The organism is Halomonas sp. ABH4_019, from assembly GCF_056159885.1.
On record NZ_JBSWWC010000001.1, the window covers coordinates 436981 to 458234 of the forward strand.

The 21254-nt window shown below is 64.7% G+C and carries 25 protein-coding genes; 18 read left to right on the forward strand and 7 right to left on the reverse strand.

The annotated features are described in order from the left end of the window. Positions 1-47 precede the first annotated feature (47 nt). The 12 genes from ACXAFN_RS01990 (at position 48) to ACXAFN_RS02045 (ending at position 11025) form a co-directional block, all read left to right on the forward strand. Positions 48-638: a gamma-glutamylcyclotransferase gene (locus ACXAFN_RS01990; protein WP_474985735.1), complete on the forward strand. Its 591-nt coding sequence runs from the start codon at positions 48-50 to the stop codon at positions 636-638. 289 nt (positions 639-927) lie between these two features. Further along, the gene (locus ACXAFN_RS01995; protein WP_474985737.1) at positions 928-2667 is read left to right on the forward strand and encodes an isocitrate/isopropylmalate family dehydrogenase; all 1740 of its coding nucleotides are present in this window, start codon (positions 928-930) and stop codon (positions 2665-2667) included. Positions 2668-2701: 34 nt separating this feature from the next. Further along, on the forward strand, positions 2702-3025 hold the full coding sequence (locus ACXAFN_RS02000) for a YnfA family protein (RefSeq protein ID WP_474985739.1): 324 nt from the start codon (positions 2702-2704) through the stop codon (positions 3023-3025). A gap of 266 nt (positions 3026-3291) precedes the next feature. Continuing rightward, on the forward strand, positions 3292-3549 hold the full coding sequence (locus ACXAFN_RS02005) for a hypothetical protein (RefSeq protein ID WP_474985740.1): 258 nt from the start codon (positions 3292-3294) through the stop codon (positions 3547-3549). A 333-nt stretch (positions 3550-3882) separates the two neighbouring features. After that, on the forward strand, positions 3883-5109 hold the full coding sequence (sstT, locus tag ACXAFN_RS02010; RefSeq protein WP_474985742.1) for a serine/threonine transporter SstT: 1227 nt from the start codon (positions 3883-3885) through the stop codon (positions 5107-5109). Between the two features lie 189 nt (positions 5110-5298). After that, the gene (locus ACXAFN_RS02015) at positions 5299-5829 is read left to right on the forward strand and encodes a helix-turn-helix domain-containing protein (protein ID WP_474985744.1); all 531 of its coding nucleotides are present in this window, start codon (positions 5299-5301) and stop codon (positions 5827-5829) included. Beyond that, positions 5826-6572: an AzlC family ABC transporter permease gene (locus ACXAFN_RS02020; RefSeq protein ID WP_474985746.1), complete on the forward strand. Its 747-nt coding sequence runs from the start codon at positions 5826-5828 to the stop codon at positions 6570-6572. Before ACXAFN_RS02015 ends, ACXAFN_RS02020 begins: the two co-directional genes overlap by 4 nt. Then, entirely contained in the window at positions 6565-6909 is a 345-nt protein-coding gene (locus tag ACXAFN_RS02025) for an AzlD domain-containing protein (RefSeq protein ID WP_474985748.1), read from the forward strand. The genes ACXAFN_RS02020 and ACXAFN_RS02025 overlap by 8 nt, the downstream gene beginning before the upstream one ends. Positions 6910-7026: 117 nt before the next feature. Then, entirely contained in the window at positions 7027-7632 is a 606-nt protein-coding gene (locus ACXAFN_RS02030; protein WP_474985750.1) for a sigma-70 family RNA polymerase sigma factor, read from the forward strand. Continuing rightward, on the forward strand, positions 7629-8372 hold the full coding sequence (locus ACXAFN_RS02035; RefSeq protein WP_474985752.1) for an anti-sigma factor: 744 nt from the start codon (positions 7629-7631) through the stop codon (positions 8370-8372). The genes ACXAFN_RS02030 and ACXAFN_RS02035 overlap by 4 nt, the downstream gene beginning before the upstream one ends. Positions 8373-8483: 111 nt before the next feature. Next, on the forward strand, positions 8484-8915 hold the full coding sequence (locus ACXAFN_RS02040) for a DUF7282 domain-containing protein (protein ID WP_474985754.1): 432 nt from the start codon (positions 8484-8486) through the stop codon (positions 8913-8915). A 223-nt stretch (positions 8916-9138) separates the two neighbouring features. Then, a complete protein-coding gene (locus ACXAFN_RS02045) occupies positions 9139-11025 on the forward strand; it encodes a methyl-accepting chemotaxis protein (protein ID WP_474985756.1) in 1887 nt (628 codons plus the stop codon). Between the two features lie 308 nt (positions 11026-11333). Here the strand turns inward: ACXAFN_RS02045 and ACXAFN_RS02050 are convergent, their stop codons facing one another. Together ACXAFN_RS02050 and ACXAFN_RS02055 are read right to left on the reverse strand one after the other, a co-directional pair. Next, positions 11334-11564 carry a hypothetical protein gene (locus ACXAFN_RS02050; protein ID WP_474985757.1) on the reverse strand — a complete coding sequence of 77 codons (231 nt, stop codon included), beginning with the start codon at positions 11562-11564 and terminating at the stop codon, positions 11334-11336. Positions 11565-12549: 985 nt separating this feature from the next. After that, positions 12550-13395 (reverse strand): FRG domain-containing protein, encoded by an 846-nt coding sequence (locus ACXAFN_RS02055; protein WP_474985759.1) that lies wholly within the window; start codon positions 13393-13395, stop codon positions 12550-12552. A 197-nt stretch (positions 13396-13592) separates the two neighbouring features. Between ACXAFN_RS02055 and ACXAFN_RS02060 the strand changes: the two genes are divergently transcribed. After that, positions 13593-13889 (forward strand): hypothetical protein, encoded by a 297-nt coding sequence (locus ACXAFN_RS02060; protein ID WP_474985761.1) that lies wholly within the window; start codon positions 13593-13595, stop codon positions 13887-13889. A gap of 12 nt (positions 13890-13901) precedes the next feature. Here the strand turns inward: ACXAFN_RS02060 and ACXAFN_RS02065 are convergent, their stop codons facing one another. Further along, positions 13902-14306, reverse strand: coding sequence for a hypothetical protein (locus ACXAFN_RS02065; protein ID WP_474985763.1), 405 nt, complete (start codon positions 14304-14306; stop codon positions 13902-13904). 10 nt (positions 14307-14316) lie between these two features. Beyond that, positions 14317-14619 (reverse strand): hypothetical protein, encoded by a 303-nt coding sequence (locus tag ACXAFN_RS02070; RefSeq protein ID WP_474985764.1) that lies wholly within the window; start codon positions 14617-14619, stop codon positions 14317-14319. Between the two features lie 124 nt (positions 14620-14743). Here ACXAFN_RS02070 and ACXAFN_RS02075 point away from each other — a divergent pair, with 124 nt between their 5' ends. Further along, complete coding sequence (locus ACXAFN_RS02075) at positions 14744-14998, forward strand: hypothetical protein (RefSeq protein ID WP_474985766.1); 255 nt, start codon at positions 14744-14746, stop codon at positions 14996-14998. 167 nt (positions 14999-15165) lie between these two features. On the opposite strand, the gene ACXAFN_RS02080 is transcribed toward ACXAFN_RS02075, so the two are convergent. Next, positions 15166-15447 (reverse strand): hypothetical protein, encoded by a 282-nt coding sequence (locus tag ACXAFN_RS02080; RefSeq protein WP_474985768.1) that lies wholly within the window; start codon positions 15445-15447, stop codon positions 15166-15168. 149 nt (positions 15448-15596) lie between these two features. Between ACXAFN_RS02080 and ACXAFN_RS02085 the strand changes: the two genes are divergently transcribed. From ACXAFN_RS02085 to ACXAFN_RS02100, 4 genes are all read left to right on the forward strand, one after another. Beyond that, positions 15597-16004, forward strand: coding sequence for a hypothetical protein (locus tag ACXAFN_RS02085; RefSeq protein WP_474985770.1), 408 nt, complete (start codon positions 15597-15599; stop codon positions 16002-16004). A 711-nt stretch (positions 16005-16715) separates the two neighbouring features. Continuing rightward, positions 16716-16949 carry a DUF1654 domain-containing protein gene (locus tag ACXAFN_RS02090; protein WP_474985771.1) on the forward strand — a complete coding sequence of 78 codons (234 nt, stop codon included), beginning with the start codon at positions 16716-16718 and terminating at the stop codon, positions 16947-16949. Between the two features lie 458 nt (positions 16950-17407). Further along, entirely contained in the window at positions 17408-17773 is a 366-nt protein-coding gene (locus ACXAFN_RS02095; RefSeq protein WP_474985773.1) for a helix-turn-helix domain-containing protein, read from the forward strand. Between the two features lie 191 nt (positions 17774-17964). Next, positions 17965-18330: an ImmA/IrrE family metallo-endopeptidase gene (locus tag ACXAFN_RS02100; RefSeq protein WP_474987446.1), complete on the forward strand. Its 366-nt coding sequence runs from the start codon at positions 17965-17967 to the stop codon at positions 18328-18330. A gap of 811 nt (positions 18331-19141) precedes the next feature. Here ACXAFN_RS02100 and ACXAFN_RS02105 read toward each other — a convergent pair. Both ACXAFN_RS02105 and ACXAFN_RS02110 read right to left on the reverse strand, forming a co-directional pair. Further along, positions 19142-19855 carry an SOS response-associated peptidase gene (locus ACXAFN_RS02105; protein WP_474987448.1) on the reverse strand — a complete coding sequence of 238 codons (714 nt, stop codon included), beginning with the start codon at positions 19853-19855 and terminating at the stop codon, positions 19142-19144. A 702-nt stretch (positions 19856-20557) separates the two neighbouring features. Beyond that, entirely contained in the window at positions 20558-20845 is a 288-nt protein-coding gene (locus tag ACXAFN_RS02110; protein WP_474985775.1) for a hypothetical protein, read from the reverse strand. Between the last annotated feature and the right edge of the window lie 409 nt (positions 20846-21254).

Genomic DNA, 21254 nt, shown 5'->3' on the forward strand with positions numbered 1-21254 from the left:
ATCATGGCCTTGACCCGATGACCGATCCACGACCACGGCATTCCCCCATGGCCCTCGACACCACCGATCTCAATCGCCGCATGACCCACTTCGACGACCACGACGAGCTGTGGCTATTCGGCTACGGCTCGCTGATCTGGAAGGCCGACTTTCCCTACCTGGAACGCCGCCCGGCGCGCATCCACGGCTGGGTGCGGCGCTTCTGGCAGGGCTCCCACGACCACCGCGGCACGCCCGCGGCACCGGGCCGGGTCGCCACCCTGGTGGCCGAGCCGGGAGCCAGCTGCGCGGGCATGGCCTATCGCATCACCCCGACGACCCTGGGGCCCCTCGACGTGCGCGAGAAGAACGGCTACCTGCGCGAGATCACCCCGCTGCAGTTCGATGACGGCACCACCGCGAAGGGCCTGACCTACATCGCCACCGCCGACAACGCCGCCTTCCTGGGCGAGGCCGACGCCGATGCCATGGCCCGCCAGATCGCCGCGGCACATGGCCCGAGCGGCCCCAATAGCGACTACCTGCTGCACCTCGAGACGGCGCTGGCCGAGCTCGGCGTAGTGGAGCCCCACGTCAGCGACCTCGCCCGACGCGTGCGGCACCTGTCGCCCACGCCGCCTGATCGCCAGCCGGTCTGAGGGCCTGACGCGACAGGACTTGCGCCAGGAGCGCCGGGGACAGGTCGCAGAGGGGGGTTTTTGGCCAAGGATGGCCAAAGTAGCGCCCAGGGATGGGTTCATAGCGCCCCTCGCAGACCTGTCGACGGATCGGCCCCAAGCCAGAGCGCATACTTCCAAAGCCGACGAGATGGCGCCTTAGCATGTACAATAAGGCCCTGATCTCACGGCAGCCGGCGACGCTCCGATGTCGATCCTGACCGCGTCCGGCGCGCGAGGCCATTCCACCAGCACGAACATGGGAAGAGTGATGAGCGACAAGATCCAGGTGGCGTCCCCACTGGTCATCCTGCACGGCGACGAGATGGCACAGGTGGCCTTCGAGAAGATCATCGACACCTTCGTGACCCGGCCGCTGGCGATCGATCTGGTCGAGATCGACCTGACCGCCGAGAACCGGCTGGTCACCAACGGCCAGGCGGTGACGGACGCCATCGACGCGCTCAATCGCCACGGGGTCGGGATCAAGAACGCCGGCATGACCGTCAATCGCGAACAGCGCGACGCCCTGCTGGCCAAGCATCCCGAGCTCGACGCCGAGACCCTCAACCCGCTGGCCACCAAGTCGCCCAACGGCGCGATCCGCAAGGGCATCGGCGGCAACATCACCCGCGAGGACATCGAGTTTCGCAACCTCAAGGTCGACCGGCCGGCCTGGATCGGCCGCGACATCGAGGTCGAGACCATGGAGCACGGCGGCACCAAGGACAGCTACAACGCCCTGTCCTCGGCCACCGGCATCGTCAAGCTGCTGTTCGTGGGCCAGAGCGGCGACCCCATCGAGCTGCACCGCCGCGAGGTCAACAAGGGCGACCCCTGGCTGCTGGCCACCAACGACCTGGAAGACGTCAAGGCCTGGGCCCACCGCTTCTTCCAGCGCGCCCTCGACGAGAAGCGCGACATCTACCTGGGCCTCAAGGACACCGTCATCGCCGGCTACGACGGCGTGATGCGCGCCGCCATCGAGGACATCTACCGGACCGACTACCAGGCCAAGGCCGAGGCCCTGGGGCTCGCCTACCACTACGAGCTGATCGACGCCCAGGCCGCACGGCTGGTCGCCAACCCGCCGGAGCGGGCGCTGTGGGGCGTGCCGGACAACAACACCGGACGCAAGCTCTACAAGCTGGTCGAGCAACTCAAGCGCTACGGCATCCCCGAGCGCAAGGCCCAGGTGTCGATCTCGCGGATGAGCGCCGGCGGCGGCGACCAGTACGGCAGCTTCAACGCCCCGGCCGCCGAGGACGGCATCCTCAAGGTGGTGGTCGACGGTGAGGAAAAGCACGCCCGCCACGTCAAGCAGGGCGACCCCATCCTGCTGATGTCCAACGACCGCGCGGCGATCAAGGACTGGGTGCTGCAGGTATTCCGCGACGCCTCGCGCAAGGACAAGGAGGTCTACTTCGGCCTCAAGCGCGAGTACATGGACTATGACGAGGTGTTCAGCGACGTCATCACCCAGGCACGCCGCGAACTGGCCCGCGCCGACACCCCGCCGCCGTCGTTCATGATCATGCGGCCCTCCAGCCAGCTGATCAAGATGATCACCGACCCGCCCAGAAACGCCCTCTACCCGGCGCAGAACCTGGACGGCGACATCTTCTCCGACATCTCCGCGGCGCTCGGCGGCAGCCTGGCCACCGCCAGCTCGATCATCGAGAGCAAGAACGGCACCATGCTGTTCGAGGCGCCCCACGGCACCGCCCACGACCTCTACCTCAAGTACCTGGAGAGCGACGGCAAGGAGGCCCACTTCAACTCCTCCGCGCTGATCTACGCCGTGGGCAATGCCCTGCAGACCCTGGCCGAGCGCGAGGACAACGACGCGCTGGCCGACTACGCCACCCGCCTCAAGGCGGCACTGATCGACACCATCGGCGATGGCATCGTGACCGGCGACCTCAAGGGCAAGACCACCGATCCGGCCGCCGAGACCGTGGTCGACATGCACGGCTTCCTGGATGCCGTGGCAGCGCGCCTGACGGCGTGACCGCCCCGCTCCGCCCGACACCGGCGGCGTCGCCATGACGCCGCTGGTCTACGCCGCCGCCGCCCTGGCCGAGATCGCCGGCTGCTTCAGCGTCTGGGCCTGGTGGCGGCAGGGTGCCTCGGCGCTGTGGCTGCTGCCGGGGCTGGCCAGCCTGGCGCTGTTCGCCTGGTTGCTCAGCCTCTCGAGCGCCGACTACGCCGGGCGCGCCTATGCCGCCTACGGCGGCGTCTACATCGTCGCCTCCCTCGCGTGGTTATGGGCGGTGGAACACCGCCTTCCCGACCGCTGGGACCTGCTCGGCGCCGCCCTGTGCCTGGCCGGTGCCGGGATCATCCTGCTCGCCCCCCGGGCCGGCTGAGAACGGCATCGTGGTCGCGCGAGCCCTCTCGATCGCACGACGACGGCAAAGTGTCATAGAATTCCCGGCCACGCGCTCGCTCGGCGGTGCCATCATCTCACCATCGCCTCGTCCCCTGTACGCCGCTGGCAGGGCACCGTGCGCTTTCTCCTACGGATACACGCGACAACGCGGATAGCGCCTCGCGCCTATCGCGCGCATCCAACGCTGGCATCACGCCGTATAATCGTCATCCATCACGTCAGCGGACCAGACGGACCACACCTATGAACAACACGGCCTGTGCAGCGGCGAGCCTGCTCGAGGACACGCCTTCCAACAGCACGATCCTCTTCTCGCCGGGCCCCAGCGACACCTTCATCCTGCTGTGTAGCTGCGGCAACACCGAGGTCTCCCGCGACCGGCAATCCTGGGAGCACTTCCGCCCCGATTTCGAACGGGACGGCTGCCGCTGCCTGGCATGCGGCCTCGACACCGCGCTGACCTACAACGACGATCCCCGGCTGCATTTCCGCTCGCCCTGACCCTGCGGCCTGCGCTGGCGCCTCGAGAGCGATGACTTCAAGACTCAAGCCTCGAGGACAGACTTTCACCAGCAATACCGCCCTCTAGCCGATTATTCCCCTGCCTTCCACCGAAACCAAAGTCTTAACCCCTGCGGCATCGCGACGATGGTAGAATGCGCGCGCCTGCCGGAAGCCCCGCCCCGGGCGATCCCCGGGCAAGGCCTCGTCGGCCCGCCTCCCGCGACCCCATCCCCACCGTGGCCAGACGCCGCGGTGCCGGTCGTCGTGGCGCCGCCTGGCCTGCCGGCTCCCGACCGTTCATGCATCCCGTGATTCCACAAGAGACACCCCATGATCGCTACCCTCAACACCCTGGGCCGCCCGCTGCTGCGGCTGGGGCTGATCCCCCAGATCGCGCTGGGCATCGTCGCCGGCCTGCTGCTCGCCACCTTCGCCCCCGATACCGCCCGGGCGGCCGCCCTGCTCGGCCAGGTGTTCGTCTCCGCGCTGAAGGCGGTGGCCCCGGTGCTGGTCTTCGTGCTGGTGGCGGCGGCGATCGCCAACCATCGCCAGGGCCAGCCCACCCATATCCGCTCGGTGCTGGTGCTCTACCTCGTCGGCACCCTGGTGGCGGCACTGGTGGCCGTGGCGGCGAGCTTCGCCTTCCCCACCCCCCTGGCGCTGGACGCCCCGGCGGCGAGCGGCACCCCGCCCGGCGGGGTCGTCGAGATCCTGCGTAACCTGCTGCTGAGCGCCGTGGCCAACCCGGTCGGCGCGCTGATGGAGGCCAACTTCATCGCCATCCTGGCCTGGGCCATCGGCCTGGGGCTGATGCTGCGCCATGCTGCCGAGAGCACCCGCACCGCGCTGAACGACCTCTCCGACGCCGTGTCGGGCATCGTCCGGCTGGTGATCCGCTTCGCCCCGCTGGGCATCCTCGGCCTGGTCGCCAACACCCTGGCCGAATCCGGCCTCGGCGCCCTGCTCGACTACGGCCGCCTGCTGCTGGTGATCGTCGGCTGCATGCTGTTCGTGGCGCTGGTCACCAACCCGCTGATCGTGTTCCTGAAGACCGGCCGCAACCCTTACCCGCTGGTGTTCGCCTGCCTGCGCGGCAGCGCCATTACCGCCTTCTTCACCCGCAGCTCGGCGGCCAACATCCCGGTCAACCTGGAGCTGTGCAAGCGCCTCAAGCTGGACGCCGACACCTACTCGATCTCGATCCCGCTGGGCGCGACCATCAACATGTGCGGCGCCGCCATCACCATCACCGTGATCACCCTGGCCGCCGCCCACACCCTGGGCATTCAGGTCGACTTCGCCACCGCCCTGCTGCTGTGCATCGTCTCGGCGCTGGCCGCCTGCGGCGTTTCCGGCGTGGCCGGCGGCTCGCTGCTGCTGATTCCCATGGCCGCCAGCCTGTTCGGCATCTCCGCCGACGTGGCCATGCAGGTGGTGGCGATCGGCTTCGTGATCAGCGTGGTGCAGGACTCCACCGAGACCGCGCTGAACTCCTCCACCGACGTGCTGTTCACCGCCGCGGCCTGCCGCGCCGACGGCAAGACCGACGAGGGTTGAGCCCTCACCCGCCCGGCCGCACGGCGGCCGGGCGGGGCTCCTTTCTCCTTTCCGCTCCCGCTGCCTTCTACTCTTCCCCCTGCGTTCTCCTCGCCTCCCGCCCCTCGCCCCCCTTGACAAGCTAGCGTTCCTTTTATAGAACGTTCTGTATATCGAACACTACTGCGTCGAACCATCGGGAGCATGACCATGGATCGCCTCGCCCTCGGCACCCTGGGCCAGCACCTGCAGCGCCTGCGGCAGGAGAAGGGGCTGTCGCTGTCGCAGCTGGCCGCCGCCGCCGGCATCGCCAAGTCGAACCTGTCGCGCCTCGAGCAGGGCAACGGCAACCCGACGCTGGACACCATCTGGCGGCTGGCGGTGCAGCTCAACGAGCCCTTCGGCACCCTGGTGGCCCCGATCAGCGTGCCGCTGGGCGGGGACGGCGTTCAGGTGCGGCTGATCGATCAGGGCCAGGAAACGCCCCAGGTGGATGCCTACTGGATGCGCTGCGCGCCCCACACCACCCGCCATGCCGAGCCCCATACCCCGGGAACCCTGGAATCGCTCACCGTGATCAGCGGCGAGCTGGAGGCGGGTCCCGAGGGCGAGACCACCAGGCTCAAGGCCGGCGACAGCCTGGCCTTCCCGGCCGACCGCCCCCACTGCTACCGCACCGGCGAGCATTGGGCGACGCTGCTGCTGACCATCGTCTACGCCAAGGAGGGCGCCACGCCATGACCCTGCAAGCCACTTCGACGCTCGCCCGCCCCTGGCTGACCGGCGTGCGCGAGGCGATTCCACTGCTCGGCGGCTACGTGCCGGTGGCGATCTCGTTCGGCCTGATCGCCGTGCAGTCGGGCTTCAGCCCCTGGGAGGCGACCCTCATTTCGCTGCTGGTGTACGCTGGGGCCTCGCAGTTCCTGTTCGTGGGCATGGTCGCCGGCGGCGCGCCGCTGTGGCTGGTGGTCGCCATGACGCTGCTGATCAACGTGCGCCACGTGGTCTATGCGCCTAACCTGGCCCCGGTGCTGGGCCGGAGCCGCTGGTGGCCCTGGCTGATGCACGGCCTGACCGACCAGGTCTTCGCCGTGGCCCTGCATCGCCTGCCGCAGCTGCCCGAAGAACAGCGCGCGGGCTGGTTCGCCGGCGCGGCCATCCTGGCCTGGGCGAGCTGGGTGGCCGGCACGGTGCTGGGCGCCGTGGCCGGCGAGTGGCTGGTGAGCCGCTGGCCGCTGCTCGGCCAGGTCATGCCCTTCGCCCTGCCGGCGCTGTTCCTGGCGCTGCTGGCCCCGCGCTTCACCTCGCGACGCTGGAGCCTGGCATTGTTGGTCAGCATCGGGATGGCCCTGCTCTGCGCCCTCACCGGCTACACCAACATCGGCATCCCGGTGGCCGCCGCCTGTGGCGCGCTGTGTTTCTACGCGGTGAAACTCCCGACACCCCGCCAGGGAGACAACGACAAGGGAGGCGACGATGAGTAGCGCCCTCTGGCTGGCCGTGCTGGCCTCGGCCCTCGGTACCCTGCTGCTGCGCCTGGTGCCGCTGCTGTGGATGCAACGGCGCCTCCGGCGCCTCGACGGCGAGGACGGCGTCGAGGCCATGCCCCGCTGGCTCGCCCTGCTGGGCCCGATGATGATCGCCGCGGTGCTCGGCGTCTCGCTGGTGCCGCGTCACGCCGACGCCACGGCCTGGCTGGCCACGCTGGTCGGCGTAGTGGCGACCCTGGCCGTGTGGCATCGCAAGCGCTCGCTGGGCTGGCCGGTCATAGCCGGCGTGGCGGCCTATGGGGCGGTGGTCATCCTGGCAGGAACGTTGTAGCGGCCCGCCCCTTGCGCGGGCGCCAGCGTGAAATGGCCGCACCTTGACCGGCGCGGCGACGCACCGCAGTCTGCCGGAAACGGTTTGTCTCCCATCGACGTCTACAGGGAACGTGGTATGTCCGATGCCTTTCGGCCTTCCCCAGCGCCCCAGGGCGCTTCTCGCCCCACCCCTCCGGAGTCGCCCGGCGACCGGCTCGCCGAGCTGCTGCAGGGCGTGGCGAATCGCGACCGCCAGGCCTTCGCCCGACTGTATGAAGCCACCTCGGCGAAACTCTATGGCACGGTGCTGCGTATCTTGAGAGAACGAGGCCAGGCGGACGACATCGTCCAGGAGGTCTACGTGACCATCTGGCAGAAGGCCGCGCAGTACGAGACCGGACGCGCCTCGCCGATCGCCTGGATGGTGGCCATCGCCCGCCATGCCGCCATCGACGAGCTGCGCCGGCGGCCCAAGGCGCCCCATGAGCCCGAGGAGACGCTGGACCAGACGCCCTCCGACGACCTCGGCGCCCGGGAGCTCGCCGAGCACGACCAGGACGCACGGCAGCTGCACGCCTGCCTGGACGAGCTCGAGGCCAACCGCCGGGACATGGTGCGCCTCGCGTACCTGGACGGCTGGTCCCGGGCCGAGCTGGCCGCACACTTCGAGCAGCCGGTGAACACCGTCAAGACCTGGCTGCATCGAGCCCTCAAGCAACTCAAGGGATGCCTGGCGCCATGAACGACCGCGACGATATCGACATGCTGGCCGCCGAGTACGTGCTGGGCACCCTCGAGGCCGACGAACGCGCCGCCGTGACCCGGCGCCGAGCGCACGAGCCCGAGCTGGACGCGCGCATCCTGGCCTGGGAGGCCCGCCTCGCCCCGCTCGGCGACGAGGTGAAGGCGGTGGCCCCGGGGCCGAACCTGCTGGCGCGCATCGAACGCCGCATCGAGGCCCTCGAGGCGAACACCACCGAGCCTGCCATCGAACGCCATCGGCTCGCCGCGCTTCACCGACGGCTGAGGTTCTGGCGCTGGAGCACCGGGCTCGCCACCGCCGCGGCACTGGTGCTGGCGGTGCTGGTGATCGCCCCCGTCGGCCAGACACCGGGCGAGCCGCCCTTCGTGGCCGTGTTCCAGCAGAACGACCAGCAGCCGGCGTTCATGCTCTCGGTCGACCTGCCCAGCCGCCGACTGCACGTGCGGCCGGTCACCGCCGAGCCGGTGTCGGGCAAGTCCTACCAGCTGTGGATCAAGGAGGCCTCGCTCGGGCCCGATCCCCGCTCGGTGGGCGTGCTGAACGACGACCTCAGCCTGGCGGCCGACGCCCTGAGCGACTTCGATCCCGAACTGCTCAAGCGCGCCACCTTCGGCATCAGCATCGAGCCCCCGGGCGGCTCGCCCACCGGCCAGCCCACCGGCCCGGCGATCCACGGCTACCTCTACCCCACCGACCGGGGCGCGCCGCAGCGGCTGTGAATTTTTTCGCTCGCCGCTGAAACCCTCCGCCATCGTCTCTCGTACCTGTAAGCACGCCCATCGCCAACCACTTCGAAAGATGGGGCGTGCTCAGCACTCTAGGAGAGAATGATGATGACCAAGTTCATGGCAAGCGCATTCGTATCCGCTTCACTGCTCGCCGGCGCTTCCCTGGCCCAGGCGGAGATGCACGGCGACATGCATCCGGAAGTCTGGGCCGACGACCAGTCCGTCTCCGGCGGCACGGTCTCCGCGGAGAAGGTCATGGCGGGCAGCAACGGCTGGCTGGTGGTGCACCGCACCGACGACAGCATGAAGCCGGGGCCGGTAGTCGGCCACGCCCCGCTCAAGGAAGGCGAGAACATGGACGTGACCGCCATCCTCACCGAGGAAGTCAGCGACGGCGACCAGCTGATGCTGATGGTTCACGGCGAGGAAGGCGGCATGGAGACCGGCATCTTCGAGTACACCCTCGGCGCCTCGGAAGACGGCCCGATCAAGATCGACGGCAACCTGGTGATGACCACCATCACCGCGCAGTAAGGCAGCAAGGCGACAGGCGGGGCCGGCCAGCGGCCCCGCCTGTGTTGCGCTGACTCGCACCTTCGCCCGCCCCCTGCTCCGACCACGATACATCCCCCCTCCCCTTCACGGCCGACCCGGTGCCTTCCCTACAGATTTCTCCCGCCCCGCCGATGACTTGTTGACCAAGTAGTCAACAACATCAAGCGCGCCCGGCGGCGCGCGAGGAGCCAGGGGGAACACCGTGAAGCATCTCACCATTGCCCAGAAACTGATGATCGTCGTCAGCCTCTGCATGGTCCTGATCGTCGGCGGAGCGACGGCCATTCAATACCGTCTGTTCAGCGACCTGATCACCGACCGGGTCACCGGCGCCGAACTGCCGGCCACGCTCGAGAGCATTCGCAACGACATCACGGCCACCCTGACCGGGCCGATCACCACCGCCCGGGACCTGGCCAACAACGGCTACCTGCAGGACTGGCTGAGCCAGGGCGAGCCCCCGGCGGCCACCGAGCGCGCCGTGACCTACCTCGACGAGCTGCAGCGGCGCACCGGGGCCAACACCGTGTTCTTCGTCTCGGCCCTCAGCGGCCACTACTACACGGCCGAGGGCCTGGAGCGCACACTGGACCGGGCGCAAGACGCCTGGTTCTACGCCATGGTCGACGATGCCGGCGCCCCCGAGTACACCCTGGACGTCGATTCCGAGGGTGGCGAGCTCAAGGTCTTCATCAACCATGTGGTCGAGATCGACGGCGAGCGCGTCGGCATCGCCGGTGTCGGCTATACCCTGGACGCCATGGCGGAGACGATCGGCAACTACCAGCTCGGCGACACCGGCACGGTGTTCCTCGCCAGCCAGGAAGGCACCATCAGCGTGCATCCCGAGGGCGCCGCCATGGCCGGCCAGCCGATCGCCGAGCTACCCGGTTGGGAGACCCAGGCCGACGCACTGCTGGCAGGCGACGGCTATCGCTACACCACGCTCACTGACGGGGACGGCGCCGAGCAGCTGGTCGCCGCCATCGAGGTGCCCGGCACCGAATGGATCGCCTTCGCGCGGATTCCCCGCGGCGAGCTGTTCGCCGACCTCAACCGGGCGGTGCTGCTGGTCATGCTGCTCGTCGCGGTGATCCTGCTGGCGAGCCTGGCGGTGCTCGGGCTGCTGCTGCGCGCCCTGTTCCGCCCGATTCGGCGCACCGCCGAGGCCATGGGCGAGATCGCCGACGGCGATGGCGACCTGACCCTGCGGCTGCCCGTGCAGGGCAAGGACGAGGCCAGCGAACTCGCCATCCAGTTCAACGCCTTCGCCGACAAGATGCACGACGTGCTGGCCGAGGTCAGGAGCAGCAGCGAGGCCGTTCGCCACGCCGCCCAGGAGATCGCCAGCGGCGGCCAGGACATGTCGCGGCGCACCGACCAGGCGGCCTCCAGCCTGCAGCAGACCTCGGCCTCCATGGAACAGATCACCGGCACCGTGGAAAACACCTCGGCGTCCTCCCTCGAGGCCAACCAGCTCTCGCAGTCCGCGGCCAAACTGGCCCGGGGCACCGGCGACACCGTGACCGACGTGGTCACCACCATGGGCGACATCCAGCAGGCCTCCGAGCGCATCGGCAACATCATCAAGGTGATGGACGACATCGCCTTCCAGACCAACCTGCTGGCCCTCAACGCCTCGGTGGAAGCGGCCCGCGCCGGCGAGAGCGGCAAGGGCTTCGCGGTGGTGGCCGACGAGGTGCGCCAACTGGCCACGCGCAGCGCCGAGGCCTCGCGGGACATTCGCGGCCTGATCGAAGCCTCCGGCGAGAAGGTCCAGGGCGGCACCCGGCTGGTGCGCGACGCCGGCAGCGCCATGCACGAACTCGTCGAGGTGGTGAATCGCGTCGCCGGCATGCTCGGCGAGATCAGCCACGCCACCACCGAGCAGAGCGACGGCATCGGCCAGGTCAACATCGCCGTCGCCGAGCTCGACCGCATGACCCAGCAGAACGCCGCCCTGGCGGAAGAGTCCACCTCCGCCGCCGAGCAGCTGCGCGAACAAGCCGACCGCCTGGCGGAACTGGTCGGCAGCTTCAGGCTCAACGACGACCGGCAGCAAAGCCAGCCGTACCTGGCACTGACATAGCGACGAGGACCGGACGCAACAGAGAGCCTCCCGCCTCGGCGTGAACTGCCTGGTGGGAGCGCTTTTCGTGGGAGCGCGCTTCAGTGCGCGATAGCATGCCCTTCGTAGGAACGCACTTCAGTGCGCGATAGCATGCCCTTCGTAGGAACGCACTTCAGTGCGCGATAGCATGCCCTTCGTAGGAGCGCACTTCAGTGCGCGATGGCGCCGCCACGCGCCCGGGGCCACTCCCCTTTCACGCTAGCCGGCAATGAACCAACAACAAGGGGCGACCGACACGGCTGTCGGTCGCCCCAAATCCCACCTCATCAACCCGAACCAGCCTCCTCGGGCGCATCCTGCTCGTCCTCGCTTACCTCCAGCTGTGCCTGACCGCCGCAGGACAAGCAGGTAACCTGGAAGCGGATCTCGGACAACGCCAACACCTCGAAATCCAACCAGGTCGTCACGGCTGCCGGGCGTATCTCCTTGCACCCGCACTGGCACGACAAGATCCACCCCTCATGCAGGGGATCCGGCAATAGGTCGATGTTATCCATTCGCACTCCTCCCTTAGATCACACCAAGCTAATTGGAAGGAGCTGACCTGAATGTGAGAGATCGGCTATGCCTGACGTAGGCCGGGAGCGCTTGTGGTGTGAGACGTCCGCGAGCCGCCGCTGGGCACGATGAGTGGGGAGATACATGCCATGAGGGCCGGTGCCGGGAGGTGGCGGAAGGAACACGAGAGCGCCGCCGCACTGCCTGATATTGGTGGGCCCAGCTGGACTCGAACCAGCGACCAAGGGATTATGAGTCCCCTTCAACGGCTCATCGACTGGATTATAATCTATATATTTCAATGGTTTGCATAAAGCATCTTCACCTCAGGGGGAATTCAGGGGGAGCATTTGAAGAACCGACACCAACTCCCTCCACCAGGACGCGCGATCCCACTCCGCTTGCGCACAGCCTGCTCGATTCTCAAGACGATACGTCTCCGGCTCCCTGAGGCACTGGACCGCGTTCCTCTCACCGGGCCATTGACCAACAAGTGTAGCATGCCCCCCTATGCCCCCCTATGCCCCCCCCCCGCAGCCACGGCTTGAAATGGTGGTCAGGTAGACGTGTCAACGGGTCGCATCACACCTCTAGGAAGCTGCGCTTCCCGAACACGGCTGGCCGGCGGACTGACGGAGGCGATGTTGGCCCACACGCAGAAGGGGCTTGAGAGAATCTCCAACCAGGCCGAATAGCTGTAACACCGGGCCGAGAAGATACAGTGGTACTGCGACTACCTGGACGCTCTGGAGCGAGGTTTCACGGACCTAGACCGATTGGCATTCAAGAAGAGGGTCGCGCAAGCGTAGCGCGGTGCCATAGGGTTGCAATGGTCGCGGGTTCGAATCCAGTCACCTCGACAATCAAAAATAAAAAAAACAGACACTTATATGTAATCGCGCGTCATCCTTGGCACTGCCCCGCTAGAGCCGCTGAGCCCAGGTTGGCAGATTCTTTGGCACAGCGGGTTCATGCGACCAGTCGCTACTGGCGAAGGCAGTAGGCATAGTCCTTCACTTCCCTGGCTGCCCCTTCATAGCCTGGGAACAGTACCGATCCTTTGACGCCCAGGTCAGAGCACAGCAGTAGGACCTGAGACGCCTGGTGAGCTGGTAGTGTCATCTTGACTAACCCAGGTTGGTCAGCGGTCTGATGACGATATATATCTCTCTGATTTTCAAGGGAAGTTGATTCATACCGTTCGCCACCTGTCGCGCGGATCGTGGAGACCGTGAAGACCCCAGATTGGGCAGCCAGGTTCGCACTAGTACTGCCGGGCATCTCAATGAACGAGAGGTCTTCCCACTTCTCCTTGTGCTTGATATTCAAGCCCCAGATGGCAAAGCGCTCTTCCATATTGAGCTGGAGAGCCCCAGAGGCGGCAAAATAAGCTGCTACATAGGAGCGCCAGGTCCAGTCGAGCAAGCAGGTAGGGGCTCCATGGTGCTGAGCGGTAGCTAGAAGGGGATATAGCTCTCGAGGGGGCCACAGGCTGGGCTCATAGAGGTAACGGTTCCCGTCCTTGAGCACATCTCGCACCGCAAGCGAGTCACCTGTCAAAGCGGTTCCGGAGGCATCACAGGCTGCGATGAACTTCTCCAGAAGGGAGAGCTCGTAGTAGACCTGCGTCGCAGCAACAGGATCAAGCCAGTCGAGTACTTTGCCAACCGCAAGGGGGCCGTGGGTCCGATATGCGGCAGGTGCTAACACATAGCTAGCACAAGGCTGCCCCCGGAACACATAGCACCCTCGGGGCCAACGGTCTTGATGCAGGGGCGAAATATAGTCGATCAGCTCCCCCGCTGTCTCGAAAGGTACTTCCTGAACCATCCGATCATCCTTCCCTATGATGCTCACTCTCAGAACAGCCCCGCCGGCTCGGCTTCTACGTCCCAGTTGAAGATCAGCACCTCGCGGAGCCGACTGCCGGAGCAGCCACTTTACCCGCGCCACGTCACCCGCAGGGGCGCTTTCGTTTCCTGTGTCGGCGCGCTAGCGTGGTATCCCCACCGCAAGGACGCGACACTATGGAAACACTGCTCTTCCTACTTCACCAGTGCCAGGCACGACTGACCGCCGGCGGGCTTGACGCTGGCGACGGGTTGACCGCATTGGCCACCCTGGTGGGAGCTGCTGGCGGTGCTGGGATTGGTGCCTGGGGCGCCTACCAAGCCACCGTGAAGGCAAACAACAATGCCCTCCGACGCAGCAAGCTGGAGGAGGCCTACTCCGCGCTGGATGAGGTCATAACCACTCGCACCGGGCAGATGGTCACTGTGCGGGATATGCTCAAGCACCTCAACGCCACGGAGGTGCGCCGGTAGGCGCAGCAGCAGCTAGGCATCCATGACCATCTTCCGGCCGCGAACCGGCTCGCAACGCTGGTCAAGTTCTACCTTTCCGAGGCTGATCAGCAGGTCTACGAGCTGACGGTCGTCCAGTTCCTGTTCGACCGGTTCGTGCGTGATCTCGACGACGAGCAGGAGAAGGAAGACCAGGCACTCGATTATGCCGCCGGAAAGCTCAACGAGTTTCACAAGCGCTCTAGCGACTTGAAAGCCGAGATCCACCAGGCCCACGCCGGGCTGGGCTGACTCAGTCTTCCCCTTGCTCCGGCACCTCGTTGGGGTGTTCTCGTTTCTGGAGGTCGTGATGCGCCGATGGCTTGCAGGCATGCTCTGCGGGTTCGGCGGCCGCCCTGGGTGTTCCCCCACCTCGGGCGGTCGCTCCTCTGTCACCATGTTCTCAGCTTTACGCCCCCAACTTCTCCTTGAGCTGGTCAATCGTGGCTTGGTCGTCCGGGTCGTCGACCTCGATCAGCAGGATCTCCGGGGTGATGTCGGTGCCAGGTTGGTCGCGGGAGACCAGCGGCGGCATCCTCCTGTCCGGCTTCACGACCACGTAGTTTCCCGAGCGAGGGTCATCGCCTACCGCCTGCAGCTCCTGGTCACGGCCGATGGCGCCGATGATGTGGTAGTCCGAGACCTTCACCGTGCCGAGCTCGGCGTCCGAGATGCGTGTGACCGAAAAACTTGATGCTATGAGATTGCTCATTCGGTGGCTTGGCCTTACCACCCTAGTCTCTCCTTTCACTCTGATCAGCCTGTTTCCTAGGGGAAGTTGACCACCCTGGCTACCCTGGAACTGTCCCTGGCCGATACGAAAGCGGAGTAGCCCCATGTATACCCTCCAAGAGCTGGAAGAGTTCCTGCCCAACTGCCCCGAGACGCTGCAACGCTGGCGGAGTATTGCCTCCAGGATGGAGGCAGCAACCGACGAGCTGACCTACGACCGGGCGCGGCACTATGGGCATGGGTACGCACAGGCCTTGTACGATGCTGGCCTCGTCCATGAAGTCGCGAGGGACAACCTCAGAGGCGCCATGCTGGTCGACTTCAAGCGTCGAGCGCTCCTGTTCGGTGAAAGGCGCTAAGCTCGGCATTCGCCCATGGAGATCTCCGACATCCCCCGCTTCCGGTACTGGCTCGAGCTCCTCAAGGACGAACGGGCGGTGCTGGTGGTCGAGGTCCACAGCCGCCGGGGGGCGTGTACCGCTTCACCCTCACCGCCGACGTGACCGCGGAGCTGTGGTCGCGGGCGTCAGCCGCCTCGAGGTCGATGGCGACCAGGGCGATACGCCGCTTGCTTGGGGGCGATCTTCTCCTGGAACACAGCGCCAATGGCGGCGGCCACCTGCTTCCCTTCGACCAGAGTGAAGACGTGCTCGGCGGTCTCCAGGTCGTAGAGGGCGATCTCGGACTGTCCGGCGAACTCGGCCATGTCCACTGCACCCTTGATCTTGAGGGCAGAGTCGAAGCCACCGTTCCAGGTCACGCCGTTGGCGTCGGTCACCGGTTCGAGGTGGGCGCGGGACTCTGCCAATGTTACCCCCTACCCTCCCTAACCTACCCTCCTGCCTGAGATTTCACCCAGCTGGGTGGGCATATCCAGCAGATGCGATCCGCATGCTTGCTGGCGTGACGGCTGGGTTTTGCGGCACTCTAACTGGGTGACTCACGGAGGAGAAAACCATGTGGTGGAGCGAGCTGGCATACACAATCCTCGGCATTCTGTTCGGTGGGCTGATTGGCAATCGACTTGCGATCGGTAGAGACAAGCGACGAGAGAGAAACGAAGCCCGTTACCCTATTTGGCGCGCCCTAAGAGATTACGATCAGAGGTCAGGCATACCAGACTCCCCAGCGAACACCGGGATCGAAGCTGTAGCCCTCTACAAGTCAAAGGTGAGCAAGTGCGAGTGGGCGCGATATGCTCGTCACGCCAGCGAGGTGGAGAGAATCAGGTACCTTGAGGTTCGGGAATCAGTCCTTGATCCTGTTTCAGATACATATCCCGTGCTTCGTGCGCTAACCCAGGCTGAAAAACAGCTCCTCGATTCACATTACTCCAAGCTGATTCACATCACTCGGCAGCGCTGAGGCGGATCGGCGTAGACGTAGCTCACACATGGTACTCCTGCCCTCTGGATTGTCTTTCTGAATCGGTATGTTGCACGAAACCCCTGGCTCAAAAATCGGAGTCTGTATCACGCCTCCGGCGACAGCCGTTGAGAGATCCAGCTCCCCTCCTGCTATCTTCAGGCCGTGGATAACGGCGGCCCTGGCGCTGCCAAGAACTTGTGGCATGGACAGGAGGCGTGCCGTATGGAGATTGGAGACAGGGTCACGGTGTCCCGCGAGATGATCGCTCTGCACGAGGACGATCTTGCCATCGGAAACACATGCGACCTCGTTGATATGCGAGAGCGAGTATCAACGGAGAACGGGGTTTCCCAAGTCGCCAGGTATCGCATACGTATTGACCAGATAGGCCAAGAGAACTGCGAGTGCACGGTTCTTGAGAGGCTGAGGTAGGGAAGAAGGCATTGACGCGACCTCATTGCACAATACGCCGATGATGGCCGCATATGGACGGGCATCCAGCGCCAGCAACCGGGAACCCGCACCGTTGCCGGCCTGATCAACCATCTGCCACCACCGCCCTACCCCACCGGATGGCATGGAATGGCGTCCAGTCTGCCCCATTTATGCCCCACGCCCTGCCCTCACAGGGCGTTGGCCCTTCCCCTTGCCCCCCGCTCCGCCCTGCCGATACTGGATACCCATCCAGTAAAGACAGGGAGAGGCGCCATGGATCAGCACACTCCCACCAGCTACGAGCAGCTCGGCCGGCGGATCCAGCAGCAGCGCGAGGCGGCGACGTACCGGCAGCAGTACCAGGTGACCCTGACCCCGCAGCCCGATGACGAGCCCGAGGATTGGGAGCGGCTGCTCGAGGAGTTCGAGACCCAAGGCAACGTCGACCTCACGCGCCTGGATAGCGGCGAGGTGATGGTCAGCCGGAACCCGAACGAGGCGGTGTGAGATTCCGGCGATGGACGACACGCTGCGGTACCGGCTGACTAAGTGGCGGAAGAGACTCGAGGCGAAGGGCTGGATCAGCATTCGGCGGGCACATCCACTCCGCGGCCGGGTGGTGGAATATCACGTGATCTGGCAGGGGCGGCTGGTCAGCGAGAGGATTCGGCTTGATGCGCTCGACGAGCATGCCAAGTATTGGAACGCCGGCGGGCTCGTATATCTGCTAGAGCGCGGCCAAGACGTGGTTGAAGGGATTTGGAGGGTAGCCCCCGATCAAAGTGCGGCACCAGGGCAGGTAGCTCGTGACATGAGACTATGAGACAGCACTATGATATCACCTGAGCTGAGCAGGGATTTCACAAATTTGTTGACAGTATGCACCTCCTTGCGCTACAACTTAACATGCGTCACCAAAGGCGCCCTGCTCGCCAACACTGGTCGAGCGCAACGGAGGACGATGTATGCAACTAACACCTTTCGGGCTCTGCGTTAGAAAGCTTCGCCTTGAAGTTGGTTGCCGAATGAAAGACATGGCCGATTACATCGGTTGCTCTTCTGCCTACCTCTCTGCAATAGAGGTAGGTAAGCGACCAATTACAGATGACATAATTCAGAAAACATGCAGATTCTTTGAAAATGAGGGCCTCAATGAAAACGATCAAATCACGCGTGCTGCCGACAAATCTCGGAGCACACTTAATGTAGATCAGCTTAATATGGATGAGCGCGGTGTCCTCGCTGCCTTTGCGCGAAGAATACCCGATGCCGACTCCAACAAAAGGGCTGATATGCTGAAAAAGCTTGAAGACCTTCTATCACAGGAGTGAGTATGAGCTCGGGATCAAACTACCGTCGCCGAGGGGTACCAGTCAAACCCCAAAGCACCAAAAAAATCAGAAGGTTAGCACTTGGCTTCCGAGACATCCTCGAAATTCACGAGGACAACATCGACATGGGGGAGTTTCTTGAAGGCACTCTGTACAAATACGGAGTTCACTTCCATGTCGATGATCCCGAAATGCCATACCTTCAGCGGGATGAAGATGCGTGCGCTTTCCCCGATGACAATCGGATAGTTCTCACGCAAAGAACGTATGAAGGAATATGTGACGGCGATCCACGAGCTCGCTTCACGCTAGCTCATGAAGTTGGGCACCTTCTCTTACACGGCAGTGACGTCCAGGGAATGTCACGCGCCCATTCACCGGGCAAGCCCCATAAACCGTACTGTGATTCAGAATGGCAAGCAGATACGTTCGCGGCGGAATTTCTCATGCCGGCACATCACGCTAGGGGACTCACAGAACATGAACTTGTATCGAGATTCGGCGTCTCTCTGTCCTCAGCCAGGATCAGAAAGAAAATTCTGGACGCAAATAGATGAGCCACACGGTGTTGGCGCACCATGTGGCCCTGAGAAAAGCAACATGACCACCACAGCCTTGTTGCTCTGTCGTAGCTGTACGCTACCTTTGAAGTGGCATTCGAAGCCTAGCGTATCGATCACCGAGGTTGCAAAAAAAATTTGTAACCAGACGTGGCGGCAGTTCCGTGTCGGAAGCTGTGATTGCACGGAGTACCGTGACGATGGCCAACAGGATCGATGTGCCCGAGGGCTACACCTTGATCTTCCGGGCTACTCGGACAGACCCGAAGACCGGCGAAGTGCAGCATGCTCGCCACTATGGGAAGAAGGCCTGGCCGATTCTTGTCCCGACAGGGCAGCTTAAGCTGGACCTGTAAACCTGCCACAGAAGCGAAGGGGCCTACGGGCCCCTTTTTTCGTATGCCTGTCACACCTCCACCGTCACATCCGTCAGCGCCGGGGCTTCGCCCTTCACTTCCCCGCCTGCACGAATGCCTTGAGCCCCACGGCCACACCCTGCCCCTGGCGCGAAGCGTTCCGCCGCCGGGGAGCTGTAGGGTCCTGGTGCCGTCGCTGCTGTGGCTGGTGCCTACGCTCCCTCCAGGTCGGACTGGAGGGGGTATGCGGGAGGCCAAGGACTAGGCGACGCCAGCCGGGCAGGTGGTGCGGCGGATGTCGGTATGAGGGATGGCCGTCCTTGGCCGGATGCGGCTCGAGGAAAGGGGTGACGCCGGCCTGCCTCCCTGGCGGCGGTCCCGTGGCCGGGATCGCGGACGCCTGACGTCACACCCCTACCCTAGCGCCCGGGACAGCACAGTTCCGTAGGTGATCACTGATCCTGATTGTCAGCAGGCTCGATCAGGCTGGGGTCGTCATTGTCGGGGCGATTGACGTCTCGGCTCACGGGCCAGTCGGTCAGCAGGCCATCGTCGAGATGGTGAATCGTGTGCCGTAGGATCTCGCGGTCGGTTAGGCGGGGATCGAGCCAAGGCTCGAGGCTATCGTCGGCGAGGGCCACGGGCATGCGTGGGTGGATCTTCTTGGCCACGCCGCGGGCGGGCTCGGTGAGAATGGCACAGCCCGGAGCGCCGTACGGGCGCTCGGTCCAGATGGCGGCGAGCCACAGCGGCTCGTTATCCCGGCGGTTGAGGTAGTAGGGCTGCTTGCCGCCGGGCTTCCAAGCCCACTCGTACCAGCCGTCCGCCGGCACCAGGCAGCGGTGATGGGCGAACGCCGCGCGGAAGTAATTGGAGACGGCGACACGCTCGCTCTTAGCGTTGATCGGCTCCGGCGCACCCTCATTGGCCCAGTGAGGCCGGTAGCCCCACCACACCTCGTCTAAAACAAGTGGCGCGCCCTGCTCCGGATGCCGTATAGCGGCAATCCAAGTACCGGGCGCGACGTTGTAGCGGGGCCGAATATCACTGGGCTCTAGCGGCATTCGAAGGGCCGCTGAGAGCTTCGGGTAGGGACTGAAGAGCGCGAAGCGTCCACATATACAGGGAGGATAGCCTCGATGGGGCGGCCGTCCCTGGCCTGACACTAGGAGCGTAACGTCGCTCATAACTCTAGCGGGCCTCAAGGGCACCGGCCGTAGGAGATCGACGACGGCCCTCGTCAGTCAGGATCTTCACGCAGCACGGTGCCGGATCTACGCACAACCAGAGTTGGCGATCGCTTACACCGTTTCTGCTCGCGGCTACCTATCCTGCTGTCATCCAGGAAGGGCGAGGAGATGCCGGCATGCACAAGATCAACCTGATTCCCGATCCATGTGGCGGTTGGGTGATGATGTGCCCTTGCGGATGCATCGAGATCCGACCGGCGGCTGGGAATGCGTGGAGGGAGTTCGACGTGAGGCCGATGAGTCGGAACCGCTATCAACTCACCTGCCATCGCTGCGGCCACGCCTCCGAGTACCAGATGCTGCCTGAGCCTACTCAGAAGAGGCAGATCAGGGCAGGTCAAGGCAGATCACCACTCGACGCTATTGGAGCAAGCTTAGCCGGCTGATACCGCACCGGTGGCCCCGAGTCGATGAACCGAGCCGAAGCGGCGCGGCGAGGACTCAGGCCAGGGCACATTCCAGGAAGAGTCACCGCGGTACTGATCGCGGCTGGTACGAACACCTCGAGGGCTAGCAAGTGAACGTACCATCAGCCAGGTAGCAGCCACCGCGGGGAACGCAAAAGCTCCGCGGTTGGCTCGATCACGAAACTATGGTGGCAGGACTTCAATGGGACGCTTAGACGTCCATTTCCGGATCCAAGGACAGAAAACGGCGCGGGACGCGCAGCGTGTTTGAGACAATCTGGACCTCAAGCTCGGGATCATCGAAGCGTATGGGATAGAAGGCCGCCCCGCCGTCCTCAAGGGCTACCACCACCCCAGCTTCAGGGAAGTCCAGGTGACGCATCAGGCACCCTTCGTCCAAGTCCCCTTCCTCATGGCTCCAGGCGTGCCCCGGCATCTCGAAGCGCCTCACACCGGCCTCCGTAGCCACCTTCACCACTAGCTTGCCTTCAAGCTCCATCGTCAACCTCCTGGCGTTGGTCTGAAGTGTTCAGCGTGTGCCGGCCGTTCGCCCACTTTAACGGGACGCCATCTCTTTGGCCCCCAGCCTAGTCCATCCGAGGCAGGAGAGGAGTGGTATGATCGCAGCAGTGCTCAGCCGAACAGAGAGGGTCACCGGTGCGGCCCGAGGCGCCTGCGACGTGACCTCTGCCGGCAACTCGAGGTACGCACGGCTGGGAGGAATCTTTCTCTGTGTATACGGGATCCGCGAGGGCTGACGTCAGCACCGAACAGACATCCCGGCAGCAGGCGCTATGCGGGAGAGCAGACTGTGCGGTGAGAGCAGCGGCAAGCATGTGAGCACCACCAAGTTGAAGCCAGGGAAGTCCTGTCCCCTTCAACGGCTCATCGCGTAGATTATTATCCAT